This window comes from Leisingera sp. UBA4491 (assembly GCF_002388965.1).
Classification (GTDB): Bacteria; Pseudomonadota; Alphaproteobacteria; order Rhodobacterales; family Rhodobacteraceae; genus Leisingera; species Leisingera aquaemixtae.
On record NZ_DGNN01000028.1, the window covers coordinates 157,645 to 178,969 of the forward strand.

At 65.2% G+C, this 21,325-nt stretch carries 22 protein-coding genes; 9 read left to right on the forward strand and 13 right to left on the reverse strand.

The annotated features are described in order from the left end of the window. Genes B2P87_RS17085 through B2P87_RS17095 form a run of 3 tightly spaced genes read left to right on the forward strand, consistent with a single transcriptional unit; the run spans position 1 to position 3,339 of the window. On the forward strand, positions 1-1,227 hold the full coding sequence (locus B2P87_RS17085; protein ID WP_141889396.1) for an MFS transporter: 1,227 nt from the start codon (positions 1-3) through the stop codon (positions 1,225-1,227). After that, positions 1,224-1,772: a DUF3833 family protein gene (locus tag B2P87_RS17090; RefSeq protein WP_141889395.1), complete on the forward strand. Its 549-nt coding sequence runs from the start codon at positions 1,224-1,226 to the stop codon at positions 1,770-1,772. The genes B2P87_RS17085 and B2P87_RS17090 overlap by 4 nt, the downstream gene beginning before the upstream one ends. A gap of 19 nt (positions 1,773-1,791) precedes the next feature. Beyond that, on the forward strand, positions 1,792-3,339 hold the full coding sequence (locus B2P87_RS17095; RefSeq protein ID WP_141889394.1) for a cryptochrome/photolyase family protein: 1,548 nt from the start codon (positions 1,792-1,794) through the stop codon (positions 3,337-3,339). A 36-nt stretch (positions 3,340-3,375) separates the two neighbouring features. Here the strand turns inward: B2P87_RS17095 and phnY are convergent, their stop codons facing one another. Genes phnY through B2P87_RS17110 form a run of 3 tightly spaced genes read right to left on the reverse strand, consistent with a single transcriptional unit; the run spans position 3,376 to position 7,308 of the window. Beyond that, a complete protein-coding gene (gene phnY / locus B2P87_RS17100) occupies positions 3,376-4,824 on the reverse strand; it encodes a phosphonoacetaldehyde dehydrogenase (RefSeq protein ID WP_141889393.1) in 1,449 nt (482 codons plus the stop codon). 16 nt (positions 4,825-4,840) lie between these two features. Then, the gene (phnA, locus tag B2P87_RS17105) at positions 4,841-6,100 is read right to left on the reverse strand and encodes a phosphonoacetate hydrolase (protein WP_141889392.1); all 1,260 of its coding nucleotides are present in this window, start codon (positions 6,098-6,100) and stop codon (positions 4,841-4,843) included. Positions 6,101-6,120: 20 nt separating this feature from the next. Then, the gene (locus B2P87_RS17110; RefSeq protein WP_141889391.1) at positions 6,121-7,308 is read right to left on the reverse strand and encodes a 2-aminoethylphosphonate--pyruvate transaminase; all 1,188 of its coding nucleotides are present in this window, start codon (positions 7,306-7,308) and stop codon (positions 6,121-6,123) included. Between the two features lie 113 nt (positions 7,309-7,421). On the opposite strand from B2P87_RS17110, the gene B2P87_RS17115 reads away from it, so the two are divergent. After that, positions 7,422-8,318, forward strand: coding sequence for a LysR substrate-binding domain-containing protein (locus tag B2P87_RS17115; protein ID WP_141889390.1), 897 nt, complete (start codon positions 7,422-7,424; stop codon positions 8,316-8,318). A gap of 80 nt (positions 8,319-8,398) precedes the next feature. Here the strand turns inward: B2P87_RS17115 and B2P87_RS17120 are convergent, their stop codons facing one another. The 3 genes from B2P87_RS17120 to B2P87_RS17130 are packed head-to-tail and all read right to left on the reverse strand — an operon-like array spanning position 8,399 to position 11,450. Continuing rightward, on the reverse strand, positions 8,399-9,433 hold the full coding sequence (locus B2P87_RS17120; protein ID WP_141889389.1) for an ABC transporter substrate-binding protein: 1,035 nt from the start codon (positions 9,431-9,433) through the stop codon (positions 8,399-8,401). After that, positions 9,403-10,788 carry a sensor histidine kinase gene (locus B2P87_RS17125; RefSeq protein WP_141889388.1) on the reverse strand — a complete coding sequence of 462 codons (1,386 nt, stop codon included), beginning with the start codon at positions 10,786-10,788 and terminating at the stop codon, positions 9,403-9,405. Before B2P87_RS17125 ends, B2P87_RS17120 begins: the two co-directional genes overlap by 31 nt. Then, a complete protein-coding gene (locus tag B2P87_RS17130) occupies positions 10,785-11,450 on the reverse strand; it encodes a response regulator transcription factor (RefSeq protein ID WP_058286260.1) in 666 nt (221 codons plus the stop codon). The genes B2P87_RS17125 and B2P87_RS17130 overlap by 4 nt, the downstream gene beginning before the upstream one ends. A gap of 116 nt (positions 11,451-11,566) precedes the next feature. Between B2P87_RS17130 and B2P87_RS17135 the strand changes: the two genes are divergently transcribed. From B2P87_RS17135 to B2P87_RS17145, 3 genes are all read left to right on the forward strand, one after another. Continuing rightward, complete coding sequence (locus tag B2P87_RS17135; RefSeq protein ID WP_141889387.1) at positions 11,567-12,550, forward strand: tripartite tricarboxylate transporter substrate binding protein; 984 nt, start codon at positions 11,567-11,569, stop codon at positions 12,548-12,550. Positions 12,551-12,788: 238 nt separating this feature from the next. Further along, positions 12,789-13,283 carry a tripartite tricarboxylate transporter TctB family protein gene (locus B2P87_RS17140; protein ID WP_141889386.1) on the forward strand — a complete coding sequence of 165 codons (495 nt, stop codon included), beginning with the start codon at positions 12,789-12,791 and terminating at the stop codon, positions 13,281-13,283. Between the two features lies 1 nt (position 13,284). Next, positions 13,285-14,802 (forward strand): tripartite tricarboxylate transporter permease, encoded by a 1,518-nt coding sequence (locus B2P87_RS17145; RefSeq protein ID WP_141889385.1) that lies wholly within the window; start codon positions 13,285-13,287, stop codon positions 14,800-14,802. Between the two features lie 102 nt (positions 14,803-14,904). On the opposite strand, the gene B2P87_RS17150 is transcribed toward B2P87_RS17145, so the two are convergent. After that, the gene (locus B2P87_RS17150; RefSeq protein WP_141889384.1) at positions 14,905-15,570 is read right to left on the reverse strand and encodes an acyl-homoserine-lactone synthase; all 666 of its coding nucleotides are present in this window, start codon (positions 15,568-15,570) and stop codon (positions 14,905-14,907) included. A gap of 61 nt (positions 15,571-15,631) precedes the next feature. Further along, positions 15,632-16,267, reverse strand: coding sequence for a helix-turn-helix transcriptional regulator (locus B2P87_RS17155; RefSeq protein WP_082649529.1), 636 nt, complete (start codon positions 16,265-16,267; stop codon positions 15,632-15,634). A gap of 74 nt (positions 16,268-16,341) precedes the next feature. Here B2P87_RS17155 and B2P87_RS17160 point away from each other — a divergent pair, with 74 nt between their 5' ends. After that, a complete protein-coding gene (locus B2P87_RS17160) occupies positions 16,342-16,503 on the forward strand; it encodes a hypothetical protein (RefSeq protein WP_158509262.1) in 162 nt (53 codons plus the stop codon). Here B2P87_RS17160 and B2P87_RS17165 read toward each other — a convergent pair. Next, positions 16,465-16,809, reverse strand: coding sequence for a helix-turn-helix domain-containing protein (locus B2P87_RS17165; protein ID WP_058286413.1), 345 nt, complete (start codon positions 16,807-16,809; stop codon positions 16,465-16,467). The genes B2P87_RS17160 and B2P87_RS17165 overlap by 39 nt on opposite strands. A 346-nt stretch (positions 16,810-17,155) precedes the next feature. On the opposite strand from B2P87_RS17165, the gene B2P87_RS17170 reads away from it, so the two are divergent. After that, the gene (locus B2P87_RS17170; RefSeq protein ID WP_260010329.1) at positions 17,156-17,431 is read left to right on the forward strand and encodes a hypothetical protein; all 276 of its coding nucleotides are present in this window, start codon (positions 17,156-17,158) and stop codon (positions 17,429-17,431) included. A 65-nt stretch (positions 17,432-17,496) separates the two neighbouring features. On the opposite strand, the gene B2P87_RS17175 is transcribed toward B2P87_RS17170, so the two are convergent. From B2P87_RS17175 to B2P87_RS17190, 4 genes are all read right to left on the reverse strand, one after another. Beyond that, positions 17,497-18,417, reverse strand: a complete 921-nt coding sequence (locus tag B2P87_RS17175) for a nucleoside hydrolase (protein ID WP_141889382.1) — start codon at positions 18,415-18,417, stop codon at positions 17,497-17,499. 16 nt (positions 18,418-18,433) lie between these two features. Beyond that, entirely contained in the window at positions 18,434-19,117 is a 684-nt protein-coding gene (gene pth, locus B2P87_RS17180; protein WP_141889381.1) for an aminoacyl-tRNA hydrolase, read from the reverse strand. Positions 19,118-19,192: 75 nt separating this feature from the next. Next, on the reverse strand, positions 19,193-20,434 hold the full coding sequence (locus tag B2P87_RS17185; RefSeq protein ID WP_141889380.1) for an NAD(P)/FAD-dependent oxidoreductase: 1,242 nt from the start codon (positions 20,432-20,434) through the stop codon (positions 19,193-19,195). A 140-nt stretch (positions 20,435-20,574) separates the two neighbouring features. Then, positions 20,575-21,204 (reverse strand): 50S ribosomal protein L25/general stress protein Ctc, encoded by a 630-nt coding sequence (locus B2P87_RS17190; protein WP_141889379.1) that lies wholly within the window; start codon positions 21,202-21,204, stop codon positions 20,575-20,577. Positions 21,205-21,325: the final 121 nt, after the last annotated feature.

The window sequence follows — 21,325 nt, forward strand, 5'->3', positions numbered from 1 at the left end:
ATGCTGTATCCGCGCGTCAGCCTCTATGCGATGATGCTCGCCTCGGCGGGGATCCCGCTTTATATTCACCTGCCGCAGTTTGCCTCGGTGACATTGGGGATCGGGCTGGGGGCGCTTGGCGGCATCCTCTTGGCGATCCGCCTGTTCGATCTGGTTCAGGACCCGCTGATCGGCTGGGCCATTGACCGCTGGCCCGGGGCGCAGCTTTGGTTTGCGCTGGCGGCGGCAGGCGGTCTGGCCGTCGGCTTTCCGCTGCTGTTTGGCCTGACAGCGGGCCCGCTGGTGGTGCCTAAGCTGGTCTTGATCCTGCTCTTGCTGTTCTCGGCCTACAGCCTTGGCATGATCCTGCTGTATGGCCGCAGTGCCACGCTGGCCAAACACTCCACCCCGCGCGAGCTGATGACGCTGGCCGCCTTCCGCGAGGCGGGAATGCTGAGCGGTGTGATCTTTGCCGCCATCGCGCCGGCGGTTCTTGTGGCGCTCGGAGCCGCAGGACAGGGCTATGCCGCCTTTGGCCTGACCCTGGGCGGCTTTGCCCTGCTGACCGCGGCGGCCACCCGGCCCATGTGGAGCCGCCCGGCCGTCACCGGCCAGCCGCTGTCGGCGATGGCGCTGACCCAGGCCGGCGCGGTGCGCCTGCTGGCGCTGGCGGTGCTCAACAGCCTGCCGGTGGCGCTGACCTCCACCCTGTTCCTGTTCTTTGTCGAGGACCGGCTGAACCTGCCCGCTTATGCAGGGCCGCTGCTGGTGCTGTTTTTCCTCTGCGCCGGGCTCAGCGTGCCGCTGTGGGCGCGCCTCAGCCAGCGGATCGGGGCGAAACAGACCTTGCTGATCGCCATGCCGCTGGCCATTGCCAGCTTTGCCGGCGCAGCCTTTCTGGGGCCGGGCAGCCTGCTGGGCTTTGCGGTGATCTGCGCGGTGTCGGGCGCCACCCTGGGCGCTGACATGGTGCTGCTGCCCGCCATGTTCAGCGTCGCGCTGACCCGCGCGGGCCTCAACGCCTCCGCCGCCTTCGGGATCTGGTCCTTTGCCGGCAAGCTGGCGCTGGCGCTGGCCGCCGCCCTGGCGCTGCCGCTGCTGGAACAGCAGGGCTTCCAGCCCGGGGCGGACAACAGCCCGCAGGCGCTGAGCGCGCTGGCCCTGGCCTATGCCGTCCTGCCCTGCGTTCTGAAAACCGCCGCCTTCGCCTTTGCCCTGACCCTGCCATCAGAAAGAGCAACCGCATGAAACTCCTGACCCTCGCCCTCGCCCTCATCGTGCTTGCGATGATTGCAAAAACCTACTTGTTCAGCTTCCGCTTCCAGTCCCCGGAGGATTACGCGGACACCGGCCCGCAGTTCATCCTGACCAAGCACCTCTCTGGCGAGATCCTGTCGGAAGGGGTGATTTTCGGCCCCACCGGCAAGATGGCCAACAGCTTCACCGCCAGGATGGTGGGCGAATGGGACGGCGACACCGGCACGCTGAGCGAAGAGTTCACCTATTCCAACGGCGTTACCCAAAGCCGGAAATGGTTTCTCACCCTTGGGCCCGGCAACACGTTCACCGCCACAGCCGATGACCTTGCCGGAGAGGCCAAGGGCATCGTGTCCGGCTCCACCGTGCAGCTGACCTACGAGATCATCCTGCCCGAAAGCGCAGGCGGGCACACGCTGCAGGCCACCGACTGGCTGTATCTCACCGCAAACGGGGTGATCATGAACAAATCGGAGATGCGCAAATTCGGCCTCAAGGCCGCGGAGCTGGTCGCCACCATGCGGCCTGCCAGCTAAGCCCCGGCGGTGACACCCGATGACCGCCTCTGACGATCAGCCCGCCGGCCGCAGCCTCATCCTCATTCTGGGCGATCAGCTCAACCGCAACATTGCCGCGCTCAAGGACGCAGACCCTGACCGCGATATCGTCCTGATGGCGGAAGTTGCGGAGGAAGCCGGTTATGTCCGGCACCACAAGAAGAAGATCGCGTTCCTGTTTTCGGCAATGCGCCATTTCGCCAAGGCACTCAAGGAGGACGGCTGGCAGGTGCATTACGTGCGGCTGGACGACCCGGACAACACCGGCAGCCTGACCGGCGAGGCCGACAGGCTGCGCGAGACGCATCCGGTTGCCCGCGCGGTTGTGACCGAACCCGGCGAATACCGGCTGAAATCTGCCTTTGAGGACTGGGCGGAGGCGGCGGATATTCCCTTGGATATACTGCAGGACAGCCGGTTTCTGTGTTCCCATGAGCGGTTTGGCGAATGGGCCGAGGGCCGCAAGCAGCTGCGGATGGAGTATTTCTACCGCGAGATGCGCCGTGAAACCGAGCTGCTGATGGACGGCGATGAGCCGGAGGGCGGCAAATGGAACTTCGATCAAGAAAACCGCAAGCCCGCTGAGGACGGCCTGACGCTGCCTAAGCCGCCGGAAACCAGCCCCGATGAGATCACCGAGGAGGTTCTGGATCTGGTCGAGGCGCAGTTCGGCGGCAACTTCGGCACCCTGCGCCCGTTCTGGTTCGCAGTGACCCGCGAGGATGCGCTGGCGGCCCTGGAGCGCTTCGCCGAGGAGGCGCTGCCGAACTTCGGCGATTATCAGGATGCGATGCTGGAGGGGGAGAAGTTTCTCTACCACTCCGTCCTGTCGCAGTACATCAATGCGGGTCTGCTGGAGCCGCTGGAGGTCTGCCGCCGGGTGGAGCGGGCCTATTACGCGGGCGATGCCCCCCTCAACGCGGCCGAGGGGTTCATCCGCCAGATCATCGGCTGGCGCGAATACGTGCGCGGGATCTACTGGCGCAACATGCCGGGCTATACCGGGAAAAACTTTCTGGAGGCCATCCGTCCCCTGCCCGGCTTCTACTGGACGGCTGACACGGACATGGCCTGCGTGGCGGCTGCGGTCAGCCAAACCCGCGACGAGGCCTATGCCCATCACATCCAGCGGCTGATGGTGACGGGGAATTTCGCCATGCTGGCGGGCGTCGATCCGCATCAGGTGCATGAATGGTATCTGGCGGTCTACGCCGACGCCTATGAATGGGTGGAAGCCCCCAATGTGATCGGCATGAGCCAGTATGCCGACGGCGGCCTGCTGGGGTCGAAACCCTATGCCGCCAGCGGCAATTACATCAACAAGATGTCCGACCATTGCGCAGGCTGCCGCTACAGCGTGACCAAGAAGACCGGCGAGGAGGCCTGCCCGTTCAACCCGCTGTACTGGGATTTCCTGGTGCGCAACCGGGACAAGCTGCGCAACAATCCGCGCCTGAAACGGGCCTACAGCACCTGGGACAGGATGTCCGGGCCGCGGCAGCAGGAATACCTGGACAGCGCGCAGAAGGTGCTGGACAGGCTTTGAGCGCAGGCGCGGGGCGGGCCCCGCCCGGGCCGGGGGTCAGTCCGGCCAGGGCAGCGAATAGGTCTTCACATTGGTGAAGAACTTCATCGCTTCGATGACCCCTTCCTTGACCCCGTTGCCGCTGTCCTTGATGCCGCCGAACGGGGACATTTCGATGCGGTAGCCGGGCTGCTCCCAGATGTTGCAGGTGCCGACGTCCAGCCCGTTGATATAGGCAATCGCCCGGTTCAGATCGTTGGTGCAGACGCCCGATGACAGGCCGAACTGGGTGGAGTTCGAGATCCGCATCACCTCTGCGTCATCATCCGGCACCCGCACGATCGGGATGATCGGGCCAAAGGTCTCCTCCATCACCAGCTCGCTGCCGTGCGGCACCTTGTCCACGACGATCGGCGGCAGCAGCGCCCCCTGACGACCGGGGTGATAGAGGATTTCGGCGCCCTCCCGTTCCGCCTGCAAAACCCGGTTCTCGAACAGTTCGGCCGCCTGCTCATGGATCACGCAGCCCAGTTCCGTTTCAGGATCCTGCGGATCGCCAAACCTGATCTTCCGCGCCTTTTCCAGCACCAGCGGCACGAAGCGGTCCGCAACGCTTTCCTGCACCAGGATGCGCTTGATGGCCGTGCAGCGCTGGCCGGAATTGCCGGTGGCCCCGGCGACGGCGATGGCGGCGGCCTTGTCCAGATCATCATCGGACAGGTCATTCAGCACGATCAACGGGTCGTTGCCCCCCAGCTCCAGCGCCTGGCGCCTATAGACGCCCTTCTCGGCGATCATCTTGCCCACCGGCACGCCGCCGGTGAAGGTGATGATGTCGATGTTGTCATTGGTGATCATCTCATCACCGATGTCCTGCGGCCAGCCGGTCACCACCTGGAACATCTCCGGCGGCAGCCCCGCCACATAGAGGATATCGGCCAGCGCGATGCAGGTCAGCGGCGTCAGCTCCGTCGGCTTGCAGACCATGCAGTTATTGGTGGCAATCGCCGGCGCGACCTTGTGGCTGACCATGTTCAGAGGGTGGTTGAACGGGGTAATGGCCGAGATCGCCTTGACCGGCTCGCGCTTGGTGAAGATCTTGCGCGCCTTGCCGTTGTGGGTCAGGTCGCAGGAGAAGATCTCGCCATCATCCTTCAGCGCCTCCGCCGCGGCGAACTGAAAGACGTCCTGTGCCCGCTTGGTCTCATAGATCGCATGCTGGCGGCTGATGCCCAGCTCCAGCACCAGCCATTCGGCCAGCCAGCCGCGCTTCTCGCCGATCAGCTCCCCGGCCCGCTGCAGGATTTGGCTGCGCTCATAGCGGGTGAGCCTGGGCCTGTAGTTCGCCGCAATCTCAAACGCCATGCGGGCGTGCTCTGCCTGCCCCGCGGGCACGGTGCCGACCACCTCGCCGGTGTAGGGGTAGTGGACCGGCACGCTTGCTTCGGTAAAAACGGCCTCGCCGCCGATGCGCATGCCCTCGTTGCGGATTTCGATACTGGTCATAGCGTCCCCCGTTGGTTCACAGCGCCGCCGCGGTGCAGGCGTAGAAGAAAGCGTCAAAGTTGCGCAAAGCCTCAGGCTGCTCCGGCAGATCCAGAACCCGGTTCACGATAAAGGGCACCTCCTGTTCCGTCAGCCCGCCATGGCTGCGCAACGGCTCCTTCAGCGCGGCCAGATCATGGCGGTGGGCCGAAGTGCCAATGGTGACGTTCTCGCCGGAGATCACCACCAGATGGCCGATCCGGTCCTTTGGCAGCTCAAAGCGGCGCACGGCCTCATCCTGATCCAAGACATGGGTGATCCCGTCCAGGCCCTCAATCTGCGCGATGATCCCGCGCATCTCAACGCCATCGGGCAGGTAGACAGTTGCGAAAGACCCCAGCGCGCCGTGGTGGACGACATAAGGATCGGTAATCGGCAGGATCACCCGGGCCTTTCCCGCGCCCAGGCTTTCATCCAGATAATCCTGCAGGTAAACCACATTGGGCGACCCGTCGGCGTGGTGCTTGGGCTTCATGCCGTGATCGGCAGTCACCACGATGGCCGCGCCCGTTTCATCCAGTTGCGCCAGATACCTGTCGAACATCGCATAAAAGTCCAGCGCGCCCTGCTGGTCCGGCGCGAACTTGTGCTGGATGTAATCTGTGGTCGACAGATACATCACGTCCGGCCGGAACTCCTGCAACAGCTTTACCCCGGCGGCAAAGACGAACTCGCTCAGCTCCGCCGAATAGACCTCCGGCACCGCCATGCCGAGCCATGCGCTGGCGTTATCAATGCCGTGCTCCGCCTTGGTGGTCTCCCCCGACCGCTCCGAGGAGAACGCGACCGCCCGGTTCTCGTCGAACCTGAGGCCCGCCCCCAAAAGCGCCCGCAGCTTGTCCTTGGCGGTGACCACGGCAACCCGGCAGCCCGCCTCGTAGAATTGCGAGAAGATGGTGGGCGCGCGCAAAAACCGCACGTCGTTCATCATCACCTCCTCGCCTGTGTCCGGGTCGATCAGGTAGTTGCCGCAGATCCCGTGCACCGCGGGCGGCCGGCCCGTCGCGATGCTGAGGTTGTTGGGATTTGTGAAGGACGGGATCACCGAATGCGCCAGCCGGTCCGTGCCGGTCTCGCGGATCCGCTTCAGCGTTGGCATCAGCCCCTTGGCGATGGCCGTCTCCAGGTACTCCGGCTCGCAGCCGTCCAGGCAAATGGCAATCGCCGGAACCTTGGGCGCCGGATAGCTGCGCCCGTTGGCGGTGACAGGCCCGGTGAAGGGGGTTCCAGTGGTCATATCTTGAAGTCCTTTGTGTCTCAGGCGGCCAGCTTGGCGCGTTCTTTCAGGGCCGCAGCGGGCGGCGCCGCGCTGGCGACCCCCATTTCGGCCAGGGTTTCCTTGGCGGCGGCCACAACCCGCCGCATCACATGTTCGTCCATCTGCCCGATGCAGCCGATGCGGAAGCTGTCCACCACCGTCAGCTTGCCCGGGTAGAGGATAAAGCCCTTCGCCTTCATCAGATCGTAAAAGCGGCTGAACTCGAAGTTACGGTCCGCAGGGCAAAAGAATGTGACGATGATGGGGCTCAGCCAGCGGCTGTCCAGCAGGGTCTCAAACCCCAGCTGCCGCATCCCCGCCACCACCACATCGCGGTTCCTGGCATAACGCGCGCCGCGCGCCGCCACCCCGCCCTCCGCTTCATGCGCGCGCAGCGCCTCCAGGAAGGAGGCCGCAACATGCGTCGGCGGCGTGAACCGCCACTGGCCGGTTGTCTCCAGCGCGGCCCATTGCGCATGCACATCCAGGGACAGCGAATGGCTGTTACCCTCGGCGGCCTCGATTTCCGCCTTGCGGGCCAGGACAAAGCCAAAGCCGGGCACCCCTTCGATGCACTTGTTGGCCGAGGACACCATCGCCTCAAACCGGATCTGCGCAGGCTCCAGCCCGATCGCGCCGAAGGCCGACATCGAATCTATCAGCAGCTTGCGCCCCGCCGCATAGACGGCCTCCGAAATCTCTGCGACCGGGTTCAAAATGCCCGAGGAGGTCTCGCAATGGACCGCCACCACATGGGTGATTGCGGGGTCCTGCGCCAGGATCTGCGCCACCTCCGCGCCGCGCGGCGGCAGGTAGTCGCCCTTGTCCAGCACCGCATGATCGCGGCCCAGATACCGAAGCGTCTGCGCCGCGCGCTGGCCGTAGGCGCCGTTGGCCAGCACCAGCGCCTTGCCATCGCGGGGAATGAACGAGCCCAGCATCGCCTCCACCGCGAAACTGCCCGAACCCTGCATCGGCACGCAGTCGAACGCTTCCGCGCCTGCGCCCAGCAGCGCCAGCAGGCGGCGGCGGATCTCGCGGGTCATGGCGCGGAAATCATCGTCCCAGCTGCCCCAGTCCCGCAGCATCGCCTGTTTCACCGCAAAGGACGTGGTCAGCGGCCCCGGCGTCAGCAAATAGGGCTCGCCCAGCCGGGGCGGTTCAAGCGGGTCCGTCGAAACACTCATCTGCAATCTCCCAACGCAGGTTGCCCGCATCATTGCCGCCGGGATTTCCATATGTAAAATTGCAAAAAACGATCCACTCATAGGCTCAGCCTATGGAAAAACAGGGCCCCGCCATGCGCCATTCCCAGCTCAAGGCCTTCCACCATGTCGCCCTCCTCGGCGGTTTCTCCCGCGCGGCAGAGGCCCTGAGCCTCACCCAGCCCGCGGTCTCGGAACAGGTGCGGAAGCTGGAGCAGGACCATGATGTGCTGCTGTTTCACCGCGAGAAGAAGCGGGTCATCCTGACTGGCGCGGGCGACAGGCTGCTGCAGCTGACGAAGCATTATTTCGAGGTCGAGAGCCAGATCGCCGACCACCTGTCCGAGAGCGGCGCTGCGGCCGGGGGCGAGCTGCGGATCATCGCCGATTCCGCGCAGCATCTGACCGGCTTTCTGGGGCCGTTTCAGCAGCGGTACCCGAATATCACCATTTCGCTGCGGGCCGGGAACACCGGCGCCATCCTGGATGAACTGCGGGCCTACAACGCCGAAATCGGCGTCGTGGGCAGCCTCACCCCGGGCAAGGACATGAGCGTTCTGAACCTCGGCGCGACCGCGATCACCGCCTTTGCCGCGCGCGGCCTGCTGCCGGCCTCGCAACGGACGCTGACGTTCAGGGAGCTGGCGCACCTGCCGCTGGTGTTCCGCGAAGACGGATCGAAAACCCGCGAAAAGGTCGAAGCGGCCGCCCGCGCGCAAGGGATCACGCTGAAGCCCGCAATTGTCGCCGAAGGGCGCGAGGCGGTGCGGGAGCTTGCCGCCTCAGGCGCGGGCGTCGGCTTCGTGTCGGCGGCAGAGTTCGGCCATGACAGCCGCCTGGTGCAATACCGGCTGCAGGGGGCTGGTCTGGAGATGAGCGAAAGCCTAGTCTACCTGACCCAGCGGCGCGACGTGAAGGTGATCCGGGCCTTCATGGAGTTCGCAACCGGCCTGCAGGCACAGAAAGCCGCCGCAGCGCAGCCGGGGGTATAGCAGGGGCTGTCTTTGCGCCACCGGCGGCCCTCGCCCCCACGGCTCAGCCCCGGCGCCGGCGGATCATCCGCGGAACCGCGTTATTGCTTGCGCACGGCGCTGAACCATTCTGCCATGAAGCGGCGGCGCTTCTCGGCGTCCAGATAGACCAGCAGGCCCGGCCCCAGCTGAATCGGCCGTTTCGGGCTGGCGCTGTCCACAAAGGCAACCGGCGGCTGCGCGAACGGATAGTTGGCCGCTGGCGGCTGCGACCAGGCCGCGGCAGCCAGATGGTCGGCAAAGCTGCGCGCCAGACCGGGCTGCCGCCCGCCCTTCAGCAGCACGGCAGAGCGCATCATCAGATGGGTGTAATCCTCGGGGTCGATCACGATGATCTTGTCCGCCAGATCCCGCCGGGCCCGCGCGTAACTGCCCAGAACGTTATAGGCCACCAGGATCTCCCCGGACGCGACGCTTTCGATCATGCTGGAGGAACAGCAGAACAGCTGCGGATCCAGGCTGCCGATGACCTCCATCAGCCGCCAGTAGGTTTCCGACGTGCGCGCATCCTGGGTCGCAAAGAGATACCCCAGCCCGCTCAGCGAGACATCATAGGTGCCCACCTTGCCGCGGAACCGCTCCGGCTGCGCGCGCAAGAGCGAAATCAGGTCCTGCCGCGTGCGCAAGGCTTCGCCGCCCGAAAACGCCGCCGCCGACACGACGATGGAGGCGGGCTCCAGGGAAAAGGCGAACACATGGTTGCGCCACTCGCCCCATTCCGGGATCAGCGCAGTCGCCGCTGAGCGGTGCGGGCGGGTGAACCCGTCATTGGCCAGCTTGGTCTGCAAGTCCATGGCCGAAGACAGGGCCACGTCGAACGGCTCCTGCCCCTCCAGCACCGCCTTCATCACCTCGCTGCTGTTGGCCACAGTGTATTCGATCGCCGCCTCCGGATGCTCCTCCAGAAAGCTGCCGATCAGCGGCTCCAGTATGGCCGTGTCCGTGGTCGAGATCACCCGCAGCGGGGTGCCGTCCTCGGGGCCGATCCAATGCCGTTCCTCCACCTCGAACCCGGCTGCCGCTGCCGCCGCGAGGGCCAGTATGGTCAGCAGAGCGGAAAACAAAGCGTGACGCATGCGCCTGCTCCTGTCTGGCTGTTTTCGATAATCAGGCGGCCGCCGTGGGCCTCGGCCACCTCGCGGGCAATGGTCAGCCCCAGCCCCGAGCCGATGGTCTCCCCCGCATTGGCGCCGCGGACGAACCGTCGGGTCAGGGCCTCGGTGTCTTCGCCCGCAAAGCCGCCGGCCTCATCCTCCACTTCGATATTGCCCCAGCCGCCATTGCGGACCGTGCGCACCCGCACCGTCCTGTCGCGTCCCGAATACTTGATGGCATTGTCCAGAATGTTGCGCACCGCGTTTTGCAGCAGGATGGCATCGCCCTTGATGCTGACATCGCCATCGCTTTGGAAATGCAGGCCGATGTCCTTCAGCTCCGCCACCGGCTGCAGCCGCTCGGCCAGATCGCGGGCCAGCGCGGTCAGGTTGACCTCCTGCCGCTCCAGGCTGTCGGTGCGAAACGACACCATCGCGTGATCCAAAAGCTGCCCCGCCGCGCGGGAGCTTTCGTCGATGGCGCGGATCATCTCGCGCAGGCTGGCCCGGTTGTCTTCATTCTCCACCCGCATCAGGGTGACCTCAGCCTGGGCGCGCACCGTCGCCAGCGGCGTGCGCACCCGGTGCGCGGCCTCGGCGATGAAATCCTCGGACCGGGCCAGCGAGGCCTGCAAGCGGCGGATGAAGCTGTTGAGCGACAAGACCAGCGGCGACATCTCGGCGGGGACCGGGCGGGTGACCGGGCGCAGATCCTTGGGGCCGCGCCGCGAGATCGCCTCGGTCAGCGAGCGCAGCGGGGTGATGCTGGACTGGGCGGCCCACACCGCCAGGCCCGAGGCCAGCACGAAAAAGCCCACCCCCAGAAACAGCGCGGACCTGAACAGCTGTTCCAGCAAGGCCGCCTGGCCGGTGCGGGTCTGGGCCACCGACACCTGCACCGCCACCGGCGCGCCCTGCGCCGCCAGGCGGCGCGACACGGTCACCGCCCGGATCGTCTCCCCCTTGTACGCGGCAGTTTCGAACAGCGGCTGCCGCGGCTGCACCGGCTCTTCCGCCACCGGCAGATCGGCATATCCGGTCAGCACCCCGGCGGGGCTTGCGATCCGGTAAAACACCCGGTCATCGCTGACATTGCCCAGCATCGACAGGGCGGCATAGGGGATGTCGGCGGTGATCTCCCCCGCCTGCACCGACACGGAGTCCAGTATCGAGGTTGCCGAGGCCAGCAGGATCCTGTCGTGGCTTTCCTCCGCAACCGTGCGGACAAACCCCAGCACCGCGAAGAACAGCACCGCCGCCAGCAGCGCTGCGCTGCCCACCAGCTGCAGCAGCAGGCGGCGGCGGAGGGAGCCGCTGACATTGACCGCTGCGTTCATTCCAGGCTCAGCCGGTAGCCCAGGCCACGCACCGTGGTGATCTGCACGCCGGAGCCGGCCAGATGCTTGCGCAGCCGCGCGACATAGACCTCGATGGCGTTTTCCGATCCCTCCTCGTCATAGGAAAACAGCCGGTCGACCAGATTCGGTTTGGAAAAAATCCGGTCCGGCGCGTTCAGAAACACCTCCAGCAGCCGCAATTCCCGGTTGCGCAGTGCCACGGTCCTGCCGCCAGCGGACAGGGTTCCCGCCATCGGATCGAACTGCAGGTTTCCGAATCGCCGCAGGTTGGAACTGCCGCCGCCGCGCCGCCGCAGCACCGCCCGGCAGCGCGCCTCAAGCTCGGAAAAATCAAACGGCTTGGTGATGTAATCGTCGGCGCCAAGGTCCAGCATCCCAACCCGGTCAGACACCTCCGAGCGGGCCGTCAGCACGATGACGGGGGTTTCCTTGCGGTTCTCCCGATGCGCCTTCAGGAAGCTGCGCCCGTCCCCATCTGGCAGCATAATATCCAGTAAAATCAGATCGTAATCCGTCGTGCCGGAAAATGCAGAGGCGGTGCTCACATCCGGCGCGTGGTCCACAACATGCCCGTCCAGCCGCAGCCGGTCCAGAACCGCCTTTGCCAGGCTTTCGTTGTCTTCAACCAGCAGGAAGCGCATCGGCGCCGCTCCTTCCCAATCGGGCCTTGGCGGCCCCGTGACAGGTTTGTGTCAGCTTGCTGTGCTTCCTTCAGTCATGAGCGGCTTGACCGCGATTTGTCAAATGGGAGGACAACATGAACAAATGGACCCTGACCCGCCGCGCAGCGCTGGCGGCAACAGCGGCAGCACTGGCGTTCGCCACCCCGTCCTGGGCCGGCGAGCAGGTGGCCGACAGCATCCACTTCCTGATCCCCGGCGGCGCAGGCGGCGGCTGGGATGGCACCGCCCGCGGCACCGGCGAAGCGCTGACGGAGGCCAGGCTGGTGGGCAAGGTGTCTTATGAAAACATGTCCGGCGGCGGCGGCGGCAAGGCGATCGGCTACCTGATCGAAAACGCCGCCAGCAACCACGGCACGCTGATGGTGAATTCCACCCCGATCGTGATCCGTTCGCTCACCGGTGTGTTCCCGCAGAACTTCCGCGATCTGACCCTGGTGGCAGGCACCATCGGCGACTATGCCGCCATCGTGGTGGGCAAGGACAGCCCAATCAACTCGATGGAGGACCTGCTGGCCGCCTACAGGGCCGACCCGCGCGGCACTGCGGTGGGCGGCGGCTCGGTGCCGGGCGGCATGGACCACCTGGTTGCGGCCATGGTGATGGAGGCCGCGGGCGAGGACCCGACGGCGTTCAAATACATCCCCTATGACGCCGGCGGCAAGGCCATGGCAGCACTGCTGTCGGGCGAGATCGCCGCGCTCAGCACCGGGTTTTCCGAAGCCATCGACCTGGCCAATGCCGGCGAAGTCAAAATCATCGGCGTCACGGCCGATGCCCGCGTGGACAGCTATCCCGATGCGCCGACGATGAAGGAACAGGGGCTCGACACCACCTTCGTGAACTGGCGCGGTTTTTTCGGGGCGCCCGGCCTGCCTGAGGACAAGCTGGCGGCCTATCAGGACGCGCTTGCCAAGATGTACGACACCCCGGAATGGGAAGAGGTCCGCGCCCGCAACGGCTGGGTCAACATCCACAATTCGGGCGATGATTTCCGTGCCTTCCTGGAGGACCAGGAACAGGCCATCGGCGACCTGATGAAAAAGCTCGGCTTCCTCTGATCCCGGGTAGTACGCGGGGGCTTTGCCCCCGCACCCCCAGGATATTTCCAGCCAGAAGAAGCCTGCCCCTGCACAGCCGCTCACAGAGTGCCGGTTCCGTCCCCCGGCGCCGCACCCTGTGGTCAAAGCGCCGAGCACGGTCCTTCTTCTGGCCGCAAATATCCCGGGGGAGCCGCGCAGCGCGCGGCGGGGGCAGCGCCCCTTTTCCTTAAATGCCTTCACAATACCGGAGGAGCACATGGCACTCGACCGCTGGATTGCCCTGATCATCCTGATGATCTGCCTCGCCTATGGCTATGCGGCTTTCTTCACCATGGACGCCGCCCTGCCGCCGTTCATGAAACGCAACCCGGTCTGGCCCAGCACCTTTCCCAAGGTGCTGTCAGTGATGGCCGTTCTGGCGGCGCTCTTTGTGCTGCTGGGGTTTGAAAAAGGCGCTGACGATCCGAAGCCGATGGACATCAACTACCGCCGCCTGACGGAGTACAAGCTGGGCCAGGCGCTGGCGCTGCTGGGGCTGATGGCGGCCTACGCGCTGCTGCTGCGGCCCGCGGGCTTCCTGCCTGCCACCGTGGGCTTTCTGACTGCCGGCGCCTGGGTGCTGGGCGAGCGCAAGCTGCACATCCTGCTGCCGGTCACGGCCGGGGCGGCCGGCGTGGTCTGGTATCTGGTGCAGCAGGTGCTTGGGATTTTCCTGAGCCCCTGGCCCGCAATTCTGACAAACGGAGGCTGACATGCTCGAAGGCATCATGGCCGGGCTGGGAACGGCCTTTTCTCTCACCAATCTTCTGATGGTCATCGGCGGCTGCCTGATCGGCACCTTCATCGGCATGCTGCCGGGGCTGGGGCCGATGTCGATTATCGCCATCATGATCCCGGTGGCGATCTCCATCGGCGACCCCTCCGCGGCGCTGATCCTGCTGGCAGGCGTCTACTACGGCGCGATCTTCGGCGGCTCCACCTCCTCGATCCTGATCAACGCGCCCGGCGTCGCCTCCACCGTGGCGACCAGTTTCGACGGCTACCCGCTGGCGCGCCAGGGCAAGGCCGGCAAGGCGCTGACGGTGGCGGCGATCGCGTCCTTCTCGGGCGGCACCATCGGGGCGGTCCTGCTGATGATCTTTGCCCCGGCGCTGGCGACCGTAGCGCTGCTGTTCCATTCGGCCGAGTATTTCGCGCTGATGGTGGTGGGGCTGTCGGCGATTGCCGCCTTCGCCGGATCCGGCCAGGTCGGCAAGGCGCTCTTGATGACGCTTCTGGGGCTGATCATGGCGACGGTGGGCGAAGGCGCGCTGTTCAACATGCCGCGCTTTACCATGGGCATCATGGACCTGCAGTCGGGCTTTGGCTTCATCACCCTGGCGATGGCGATGTTCGCCCTGCCCGAAGCGATGTATCTGGTGCTGGACCCCTCCCGCTCCAGCTCCGGCAGCGGCAGCAGCGAGATCAAGGACCTGCGCATCACCAAGGCTGAGGCCAAGGCCATCGCCCCGGTGATCGGGCGCCAATCGATCCAGGGTTTTCTGATCGGCGTGCTGCCCGGCGCGGGCGCCACCATCGCGTCCTTCCTCGGCTACGCGGTGGAGCGCAACATTGCCCCGAAGGAGGAGCAGGAGCAGTTCGGCAAGGGCTCTCTGAAAGGCCTCGCCGCACCGGAAAGCGCCAACAACGCCGCCTGCACCGGCTCCTTTGTGCCGCTCCTGACGCTGGGCATCCCCGGCTCCGGCACCACCGCGATTCTGCTGGGGGCGCTGATCGCGCTAAACGTCTCGCCCGGGCCGCGGCTGATGGTGGACGAGCCGCAGATCTTCTGGGCGGTGATCATCTCGATGTACCTCGGCAACCTGATCCTCCTGATCCTGAACCTGCCGCTGATCCCCTATATCGCCAAGGTGCTGGCGGTGCCGCGCAACTACCTGATCCCCTTCATCCTGTTCTTCACGCTGATGGGGGCCTACATCGGCCAGAACAACGCCACGGAGCTGCTGATCCTGGTCGGCCTCGGGATCTGCGCGACAGTGCTGCGGTTTGCGGACTATCCGCTGGCGCCGCTGCTGATCGGGTTCATCCTGGGGCGGATGCTGGAGGACAACTTTGCCCGCTCGATGCAGCTCTATGACGGGCTGGGGTTCATCCTGGAACGGCCGATGACCCTTGGCCTGCTGGGCCTGGCCCTGATCCTGGTGGTTCTGCCCAGCTACCGCGCCCGGCGCGCCCGGCTGCGGGCCCAAGGCGCCGCCGACGCGGACTGATCCCAGGCGGGACAGTCCCCTGCCTGCCTCCCGGCTGCGCGGGCAGGCAGGACAGGGCGGTGATCAGGCCCCTGTGAGGGGGGCCTGAACCGGATGATGCCGTTACGCTGCCCCCTGCAGCTCATGCAGCGGACCGAATTGCGAGACTGGCGACAGATAGAACGCGGCCAGATCCTGGTTCACCGCTGGGTCGCAGGCCATCAGAAACGACCGGTACTCCCGCCCGTCGTCCTCGCAGATATAGCGCACCGCCTCCCTGCGCACGGAGTACCCGAACCGCCTCAGCAGCAGCCCCAGGCTGCGCGGCGACAGCGACATCATTTCCGAGGCGCCAAGGCTGAAGGCCGCCTGGCACAGGCCCGCGACGACCAGCTTGGTCTCGATGGACGGCTGCGCGGTGTCCGCCAGGGTTTCATCCATGACAAAGCGGGTGCATTCCCAGGTCCGCCCGGTCTCCGGGTAGGCGCTCAGCAGGCCGCCCGGGATGCCCTGGATCTTGCCGTCCCTGGCATCCTTCAGCATGTAGCTCCAATAGCCGTCGCTGCCGCCGCAGGACGCGGCCCGCGCCCCGGCGACAACCCGGCTGCCCTGCGTGACAATCGAATAGACGGCCCCCGGCCGGTCGTACTGGTCCTGCTCGAAGGTTCCGTCGTGGTCCAGGCCCCAGCCCAGTTCATCCACCAGCTTCTGCTTGCGCAGGGCAAGAAAGCCCTGATACGCCGCGTTAAAACCGGACCGCTGTTCGAAAGAAAAAATATGTAGATGCATGACGCTCTCCTTATTGCAGCGCCATGATCGAAGGGTCTTAGCCGTTTGAAATCCTGAAGTGTCAGATCAGTCCGAATTTTATTACTTGTGATATGAGCTGAGCGCTTGTTTTTGCGTCCAAAGCTTGCATCGCCGTCCGCCGCCGCGCCCTGACCGTTTCCAGTTTGACGCCCAAATTCTCCGCGATTTCCTGATCTTTGCAGCCATTGCACATCATCCGCAGCACATCCTTAACGGGAGCCGTGAGCGTGATGGACTGCGACGGCTCATACTCCAAAGCATGCAAGGCATAGAGGGCCGCACGGGCAATCCGCAGTTCCTCGTCCCGCCACTTGGGGCCGGAACAGCTGAGAACGGAGACCCGCCCGTCAGCGCTGATCGCCAAAGTGTTGCCGTGAACCAGCCCGTAATTTGCGGCATCCTCGAAAAAGGTTTTTGAAGACGGAAACAGCCGCTCCAGGTCGTTCCAGGTCACCCAGCCGGTGCTGCTCAACCCGAACTGGATGGTCGGGTCCACAAGCAGGTAGGCCTGATCGACATAGCGGTCCACCCAGCGCTGCGCATAGGTGCTGTGGACAAACACCGGCTCGACCCCGTCAAAGCCCACACCAATGGAGTAGCCGCTCTCCGAGATATTATCCAACGACCTTAAAAGAATGCCGCGAATATCACTTCTCATATTGTAATCCACACGCATAGTATGCAACCAAATGTTACGATACCGCAAAAAGCGATTATCACAAATGATAAATTTTAGGCCTGGACTCGACTATGCAAAAAGAGGAAATCACCGCGGCGACCCTGGAAGCGCTGCTGCGCACGGTCGCCAAGGCCAACCAGGAAAAGCCCCGCCAAGGAACCCGCCTGTTTGAACGTATTGTGGAAAGGATCGAATCAGCGCGCGCGGGCGCTGCTGATGAGCCGGTTAACTAGTTTCGCGTCGTCTTCGGTAAGATCCGCTGCCTTGTCCAGAACACTGCGGTCATCCGCATTCGGCTCATCTGAGAACAGATAAGCCATATCGATATTTGCGACCTCGCAAATCCGGATGATCCGGGCAACGGTGGGATTGAAGCGGCCATTCAGCACCTTGCTGACGTATTCCGGGTTGTTGCCCGCCGCCTCGGACACCTCATCATAGTCCAGCCCCCGGATGTCCAGCGCCTGACGCAGGCGCTGCCGCCAAAGCTCCACTCCCTCATCCGCAGAGAGTCGCGTTTTATCTTCGTGTCTAGTCATGCCCAGAACCATACACGGAACTATAGTTCCTGCAAATAGAATTATACGTCTATACTTCACTCATCCAGAGCAGGTATTTAAAAAGCGGGCGGCAGATTCCGATTTACACCTGCCCGCTGATAGAACTATATTTCTACCGCACCGAAGCGCCGGAGGACGCGATGACATTCAGCACCCCATATGCCCGGCGCAGCGGGCAGCACGGCCCGGCCATCCTGAAGACGGCCGCCGGACCCGCCAGCCGCGGCAGGCTGCCCGGCCATTTGCTGATAACGCTTGGAGGTTTTTTCACATGAACGCCAGCAGTGCGCCCCTTCCTGAAACGCAGGCGGAACGCATTCGGGCCGTGATCGCGGCAGCCCAGGACTATGCCCAGGCACGCGAAGCCTTTGATGCGGCCTCCGAAGGGCTGGAGCGCGCGCACCGCCAGAACTGCAGCACTGCCGGCCAGGACCTGGAAGAGCTTGACGCCGCAGCCGATGCCATCGGCAGAACCCAGGCGCAGGTCGCCGACCTGATTGCAACGCTGGTGACCGACGGCTCGCTGGAAACGCTCAGCAGGCTTCTGGCGGCCGAAGCCGCCCTGCCCGGCACGCCCAACGGCAGCGGCAACGGCGCCTAGACCCCGGCGTCAGAGCCGCCCGCCCGGCCCCGGCGCGGCAGCGGGCGGGACGTGCGGCCGCCCCGTTACGGCAGCAGCGCCAGCCGCTTCAGAAACTGCGACTTCACCGCCTCCGCGTCCACCGTCATGCAGACCTTCACCGGGTCGCGCCCGCTCTGTGGCGCGGCCAGCGTGGCGCCGGAGGTCTCCCCCTCGCAGGAAACCTCAAGCGGCACATCGCGCATCCCGAACAGCTCCGGATGGGTGCAGGCGATCACCGCCGCCGGGTCATGCAGCGAGCAGCCGTTCTTGCCCGCCACCTCGTGATAGAACTTGAGGTAGAAGTAAGACATCTCCTGCAGCATGCCGCCCAGCTCCGGCGACCTGGCCGCGATGGCCTCGAAATCCTCGGCCAGGCAAAGAATGCGGTGGGTGACGTCCAGACCCACAAACACCACTTTGGCCCCGCCCTGGCAGACCACGTCCGCGGCGTGCGGGTCGTGATAGATATTGGCCTCTGCGTGCGGCGTGATATTGCCGCCCTCCTCCAGCGAGCCGCCCATCACCACGATGGATTTGACGTTCCGGATGAACTCCGGGTCGCGCTGCATGGCCAGGGCGATATTGGTCAGCGGGCCGATCGGGCAGACCACCAGCTCGCCCTTGTGCTCGCGCGCCATGCGGCACAGGAATGCCGCGGCGTCCTCCTCCAGCGGTTTGCCCTTGGGCTCCGCCGCCGGAATGTCGCCAAAGCCTTCGTCGCCGTGCACATGCGACGAGGGGTTGAACGGCGGCAGCACCAGCGGCACGGTCGCGCCTGCGGCCACCGGCACGTCCAGTTCCGCCGCTTCCAGAAGGCGCAGCGCGTTGCGGGTGGCCGTTGCCGTGGTCACATTGCCGAAGATCGTGGTCAGCCCCAAGAGGTCGATGTCCGGCGCCGCGGCGGCATAGAAGATCGCCATCGCATCGTCGATGCCCGGATCGGTGTCGATAATCAGTTTCACCATCTGTCTGCCCCTTCGCTCACTTGAACTTGTCCATCAGCTTTTCCAGCGGCGAGCGGGTGTCCGGCGCCGTCTCCCCCCTGGCCGCATTCTCCGCCTTGGCCTCTGCCTTGGGCTTGGTGGTAGAGCTGCGCGGCGGCGCCACCCTCAAGGCAACTGCATTCATGAACTTGCCGCCATCGCCCTTCGCCAGCTCTGCCGCACCGTCGGAGATGCCGCGCATCAGATCGTCCAGCCAGCCCTCTTCCGCCTTGGGAAAGTCGCGCAGCACATAGCCCGCGACCGCGTCCTTGTGGCCCGGATGGCCGATCCCCAGCCGCACCCGGGCGTAGTCGGCACCGATGTGCGAATGGATCGAGCGCAGGCCGTTGTGGCCGGCATGTCCGCCGCCCTGCTTCATCCGCGCCTTGCCCGGCGCCAGGTCCAGTTCGTCATGCAGCACCACCACATCGGCGGGCGTCAGCTTGTAAAACCGCATCGCCTCACCCACCGACTGGCCGGAGAGGTTCATGAAGGTCTGCGGCTTCAGGAGCAGCACCTTCACACCGCCCAAGACCCCCTCGCTGATCAGCGCCTGGAACTTGGATTTCCAGGGACTGAACCCATGGTCCGACGCGATCTGGTCCAGCGCCATGAAGCCGATGTTATGGCGGTTGCGCTCATACTTCGGGCCAGGGTTGCCAAGGCCGACAAAGAGTTTCATGGGTTCTGCCCGCTTGCGTTTCAAGGAAACCGAGTGATGCCCTATTTGGGCCGCGGAATCCAGAGGCCGGCGCCCTCAGGCAAAGGCCCGGTCTGCCGCAAATGGCGACAGATCGACATTGGGCTGGCGGCCTTCCGCCAGATCCGCGATCAGCCGCCCGGTGATGCCGCTCAGGGTCAGCCCGATGTGCTGATGGCCAAAGGCATAAAGCAGCCGGTCCGATTGCGGGCTGGGCCCGATGACCGGCAGCGAATCCGGCAGCGTCGGGCGGAAGCCCAGCCAGTCGCTGTCCGGGTCCGGCAGCGGCCCCAGCATCTCGGCCCCCTTGCGGGCGATATAGGCCAGCCGGCGCTGGTTCGCAGGCGCCTCCAGCGCGGCGATCTCCACCGTGCCGGTCAGCCGCAAGCCCTGGGCATGGGGCACCGCGTAAAACCCCGCCTCGCCCCAGCCGACAGGCCGCGTCACCCGGTGCGCCTCGCCTTCATACATCAGGTGATAGCCGCGCTCGGTGCCCAGCGGCAGCTTGCCCGTGCCCGCGCCCTCGATCCGTTTCGAGAAGGCCCCGCCGGCAATCACCGCCCGGCCCGCCGTCAGGCTTTGACCGTCCGCCTGCACCTCGACCCCAGTGGCAGAGGCCCGCACAGCCTCCACCGGCGCCTGCAGCGTGGTGCCGCCCAGCTCCATGAAGGCCCGGTGCATCCGGGTGATCAGCTCCTGCGGGTCGCGCAGATGCCGGGCGGCGTGGAAATGCACGGCGCGTCTGACGGGCAGCCGCAGGCCCGGCTCCATCTCCAGCGCTTCCTCCGGGCCGACCTCGCGCCAGGGGACCCCCAGCGCGCGGCGCTGCTCCAGATCCGCCGCCGCCGCCTCCGCCGCCGATGCCGTCGACCAGACCGACAGCTGGCCGCGCGCCACCACCAGATCCTGGGCGCCTGCCGCCTCGATCAGCGGATTGATCCCGGCATCCGCATGGGCCAGCAGATCCGCCAGATGGCCCGCAATCCGGCGCGAGGGCGCGGCGCGGCAATTGGCCAGAAAGGACAGCATCCAGCGCGGGTTGCGCAGCGCATGGGCATAAGACAGCGACAGCGGGCTGTCCTTGGCGAACATCAGGCCGGGCAGGCCCGTCAGCACCGAAGGGGCGTTCACCGGCAGGCAGGCATAGGTCGCGAGCGTGCAGGCATTGCCATAGCTGGCGCCCGATCCCGGCGGGTTCGGATCCGCCAGCAGCACCCGGTGCCCGCGCATCTGCGCCCACAGTGCGCAGCTCATGCCGACCGCGCCCGCGCCCGCAATGGCAATATCGTAATCGGCCATGCCCTGCTCCCCTTTGTGTCAGACGGAACTGGGGCAGCGGCGCCGGGGAAAGTCAATCGCCTGCGCGATCCGCAGCGCACAAAAGAAAACGGGCCCCCGGATGGGAGCCCGCGAAACCGTTGCCCGGACGGGCGCGGGTCTTATTGTTCGACTTCGGTCGCTTCGACCTCTTCGTCTTCCTCGTCATCGGAGGAAGCCAGGCCGGCCGGCGCTGCGATGTTGGCAATCACGAAGTCGCGGTCGATGACCGGCTTGGAGCCAGCGGGCAGGTCGACCGACGAAATGGTGATCACGTCGCCGATGTTCAGGCCTTCCAGGTCCACCACGATCTTCTCGGGGATGTCACCGGCGGTCACGTTCAGCTCGACTTCCGGACGCACGACGGTCAGCATGCCGCCTTTCTTGATGCCGGGGGCCTTGTCCTCGTTGATGAACTCAACGTGGATGTACAGGTTGATCTTCGAGGTGCGGCGCAGGCGCATCAGGTCGAGGTGGGTCGGCAGGTCCTTCACCACGTCGCGCTGAACGTCGCGGCAGATCACGCGCACGTCGTCGTGGCCTTCCACTTTCAGGTTCCACAGAGTGGACTTGAACTGGCCGGCTTTCAGCTTTTTCAGCAGCTCGTTGAACGGAACCTGGATTGCCAGCGGCTCTGCGTCGCCACCGTAAACCACACCCGGAACCATGCCTGCGCGGCGCGCAGCGCGAGCGGCGCCCTTGCCTGTCCCCGCACGTTCCTGGACTACGAGATCAGGAATCTCTTTTGCCATCTTAATTCTCCAATATGTCTGCCGGGGTGCCTCCAAGGCTGTCACCCCGCGTGAAGCCGTGCCTATAGACCCGTTCAGCCATTTTGGAAAGGGGTTTCCTGCCGCCGCAGCCCTTGCAAAC

Coding starts and splice junctions, on each gene's coding strand:
- B2P87_RS17175 (WP_141889382.1), bottom strand. CDS start 18,417: ATGGTGAAACTGATTATCGACACCGATCCGGGCATCGACGATGCGATG.
- B2P87_RS17150 (WP_141889384.1), bottom strand. CDS start 15,570: ATGCATCTACATATTTTTTCTTTCGAACAGCGGTCCGGTTTTAACGCG.
- B2P87_RS17130 (WP_058286260.1), bottom strand. CDS start 11,450: ATGCGCTTCCTGCTGGTTGAAGACAACGAAAGCCTGGCAAAGGCGGTT.
- phnY (WP_141889393.1), bottom strand. CDS start 4,824: ATGACCAGTATCGAAATCCGCAACGAGGGCATGCGCATCGGCGGCGAG.
- B2P87_RS17110 (WP_141889391.1), bottom strand. CDS start 7,308: ATGAGTGTTTCGACGGACCCGCTTGAACCGCCCCGGCTGGGCGAGCCC.
- pth (WP_141889381.1), bottom strand. CDS start 19,117: ATGAAACTCTTTGTCGGCCTTGGCAACCCTGGCCCGAAGTATGAGCGC.
- B2P87_RS17095 (WP_141889394.1), top strand. CDS start 1,792: ATGACCGCCTCTGACGATCAGCCCGCCGGCCGCAGCCTCATCCTCATT.
- B2P87_RS17090 (WP_141889395.1), top strand. CDS start 1,224: ATGAAACTCCTGACCCTCGCCCTCGCCCTCATCGTGCTTGCGATGATT.
- B2P87_RS17140 (WP_141889386.1), top strand. CDS start 12,789: ATGGCACTCGACCGCTGGATTGCCCTGATCATCCTGATGATCTGCCTC.
- B2P87_RS17145 (WP_141889385.1), top strand. CDS start 13,285: ATGCTCGAAGGCATCATGGCCGGGCTGGGAACGGCCTTTTCTCTCACC.
- B2P87_RS17185 (WP_141889380.1), bottom strand. CDS start 20,434: ATGGCCGATTACGATATTGCCATTGCGGGCGCGGGCGCGGTCGGCATG.
- B2P87_RS17135 (WP_141889387.1), top strand. CDS start 11,567: ATGAACAAATGGACCCTGACCCGCCGCGCAGCGCTGGCGGCAACAGCG.
- phnA (WP_141889392.1), bottom strand. CDS start 6,100: ATGACCACTGGAACCCCCTTCACCGGGCCTGTCACCGCCAACGGGCGC.
- B2P87_RS17120 (WP_141889389.1), bottom strand. CDS start 9,433: ATGCGTCACGCTTTGTTTTCCGCTCTGCTGACCATACTGGCCCTCGCG.
- B2P87_RS17155 (WP_082649529.1), bottom strand. CDS start 16,267: ATGCGTGTGGATTACAATATGAGAAGTGATATTCGCGGCATTCTTTTA.
- B2P87_RS17160 (WP_158509262.1), top strand. CDS start 16,342: ATGCAAAAAGAGGAAATCACCGCGGCGACCCTGGAAGCGCTGCTGCGC.
- B2P87_RS17190 (WP_141889379.1), bottom strand. CDS start 21,204: ATGGCAAAAGAGATTCCTGATCTCGTAGTCCAGGAACGTGCGGGGACA.
- B2P87_RS17125 (WP_141889388.1), bottom strand. CDS start 10,788: ATGAACGCAGCGGTCAATGTCAGCGGCTCCCTCCGCCGCCGCCTGCTG.
- B2P87_RS17085 (WP_141889396.1), top strand. CDS start 1: ATGCTGTATCCGCGCGTCAGCCTCTATGCGATGATGCTCGCCTCGGCG.
- B2P87_RS17115 (WP_141889390.1), top strand. CDS start 7,422: ATGCGCCATTCCCAGCTCAAGGCCTTCCACCATGTCGCCCTCCTCGGC.
- B2P87_RS17165 (WP_058286413.1), bottom strand. CDS start 16,809: ATGACTAGACACGAAGATAAAACGCGACTCTCTGCGGATGAGGGAGTG.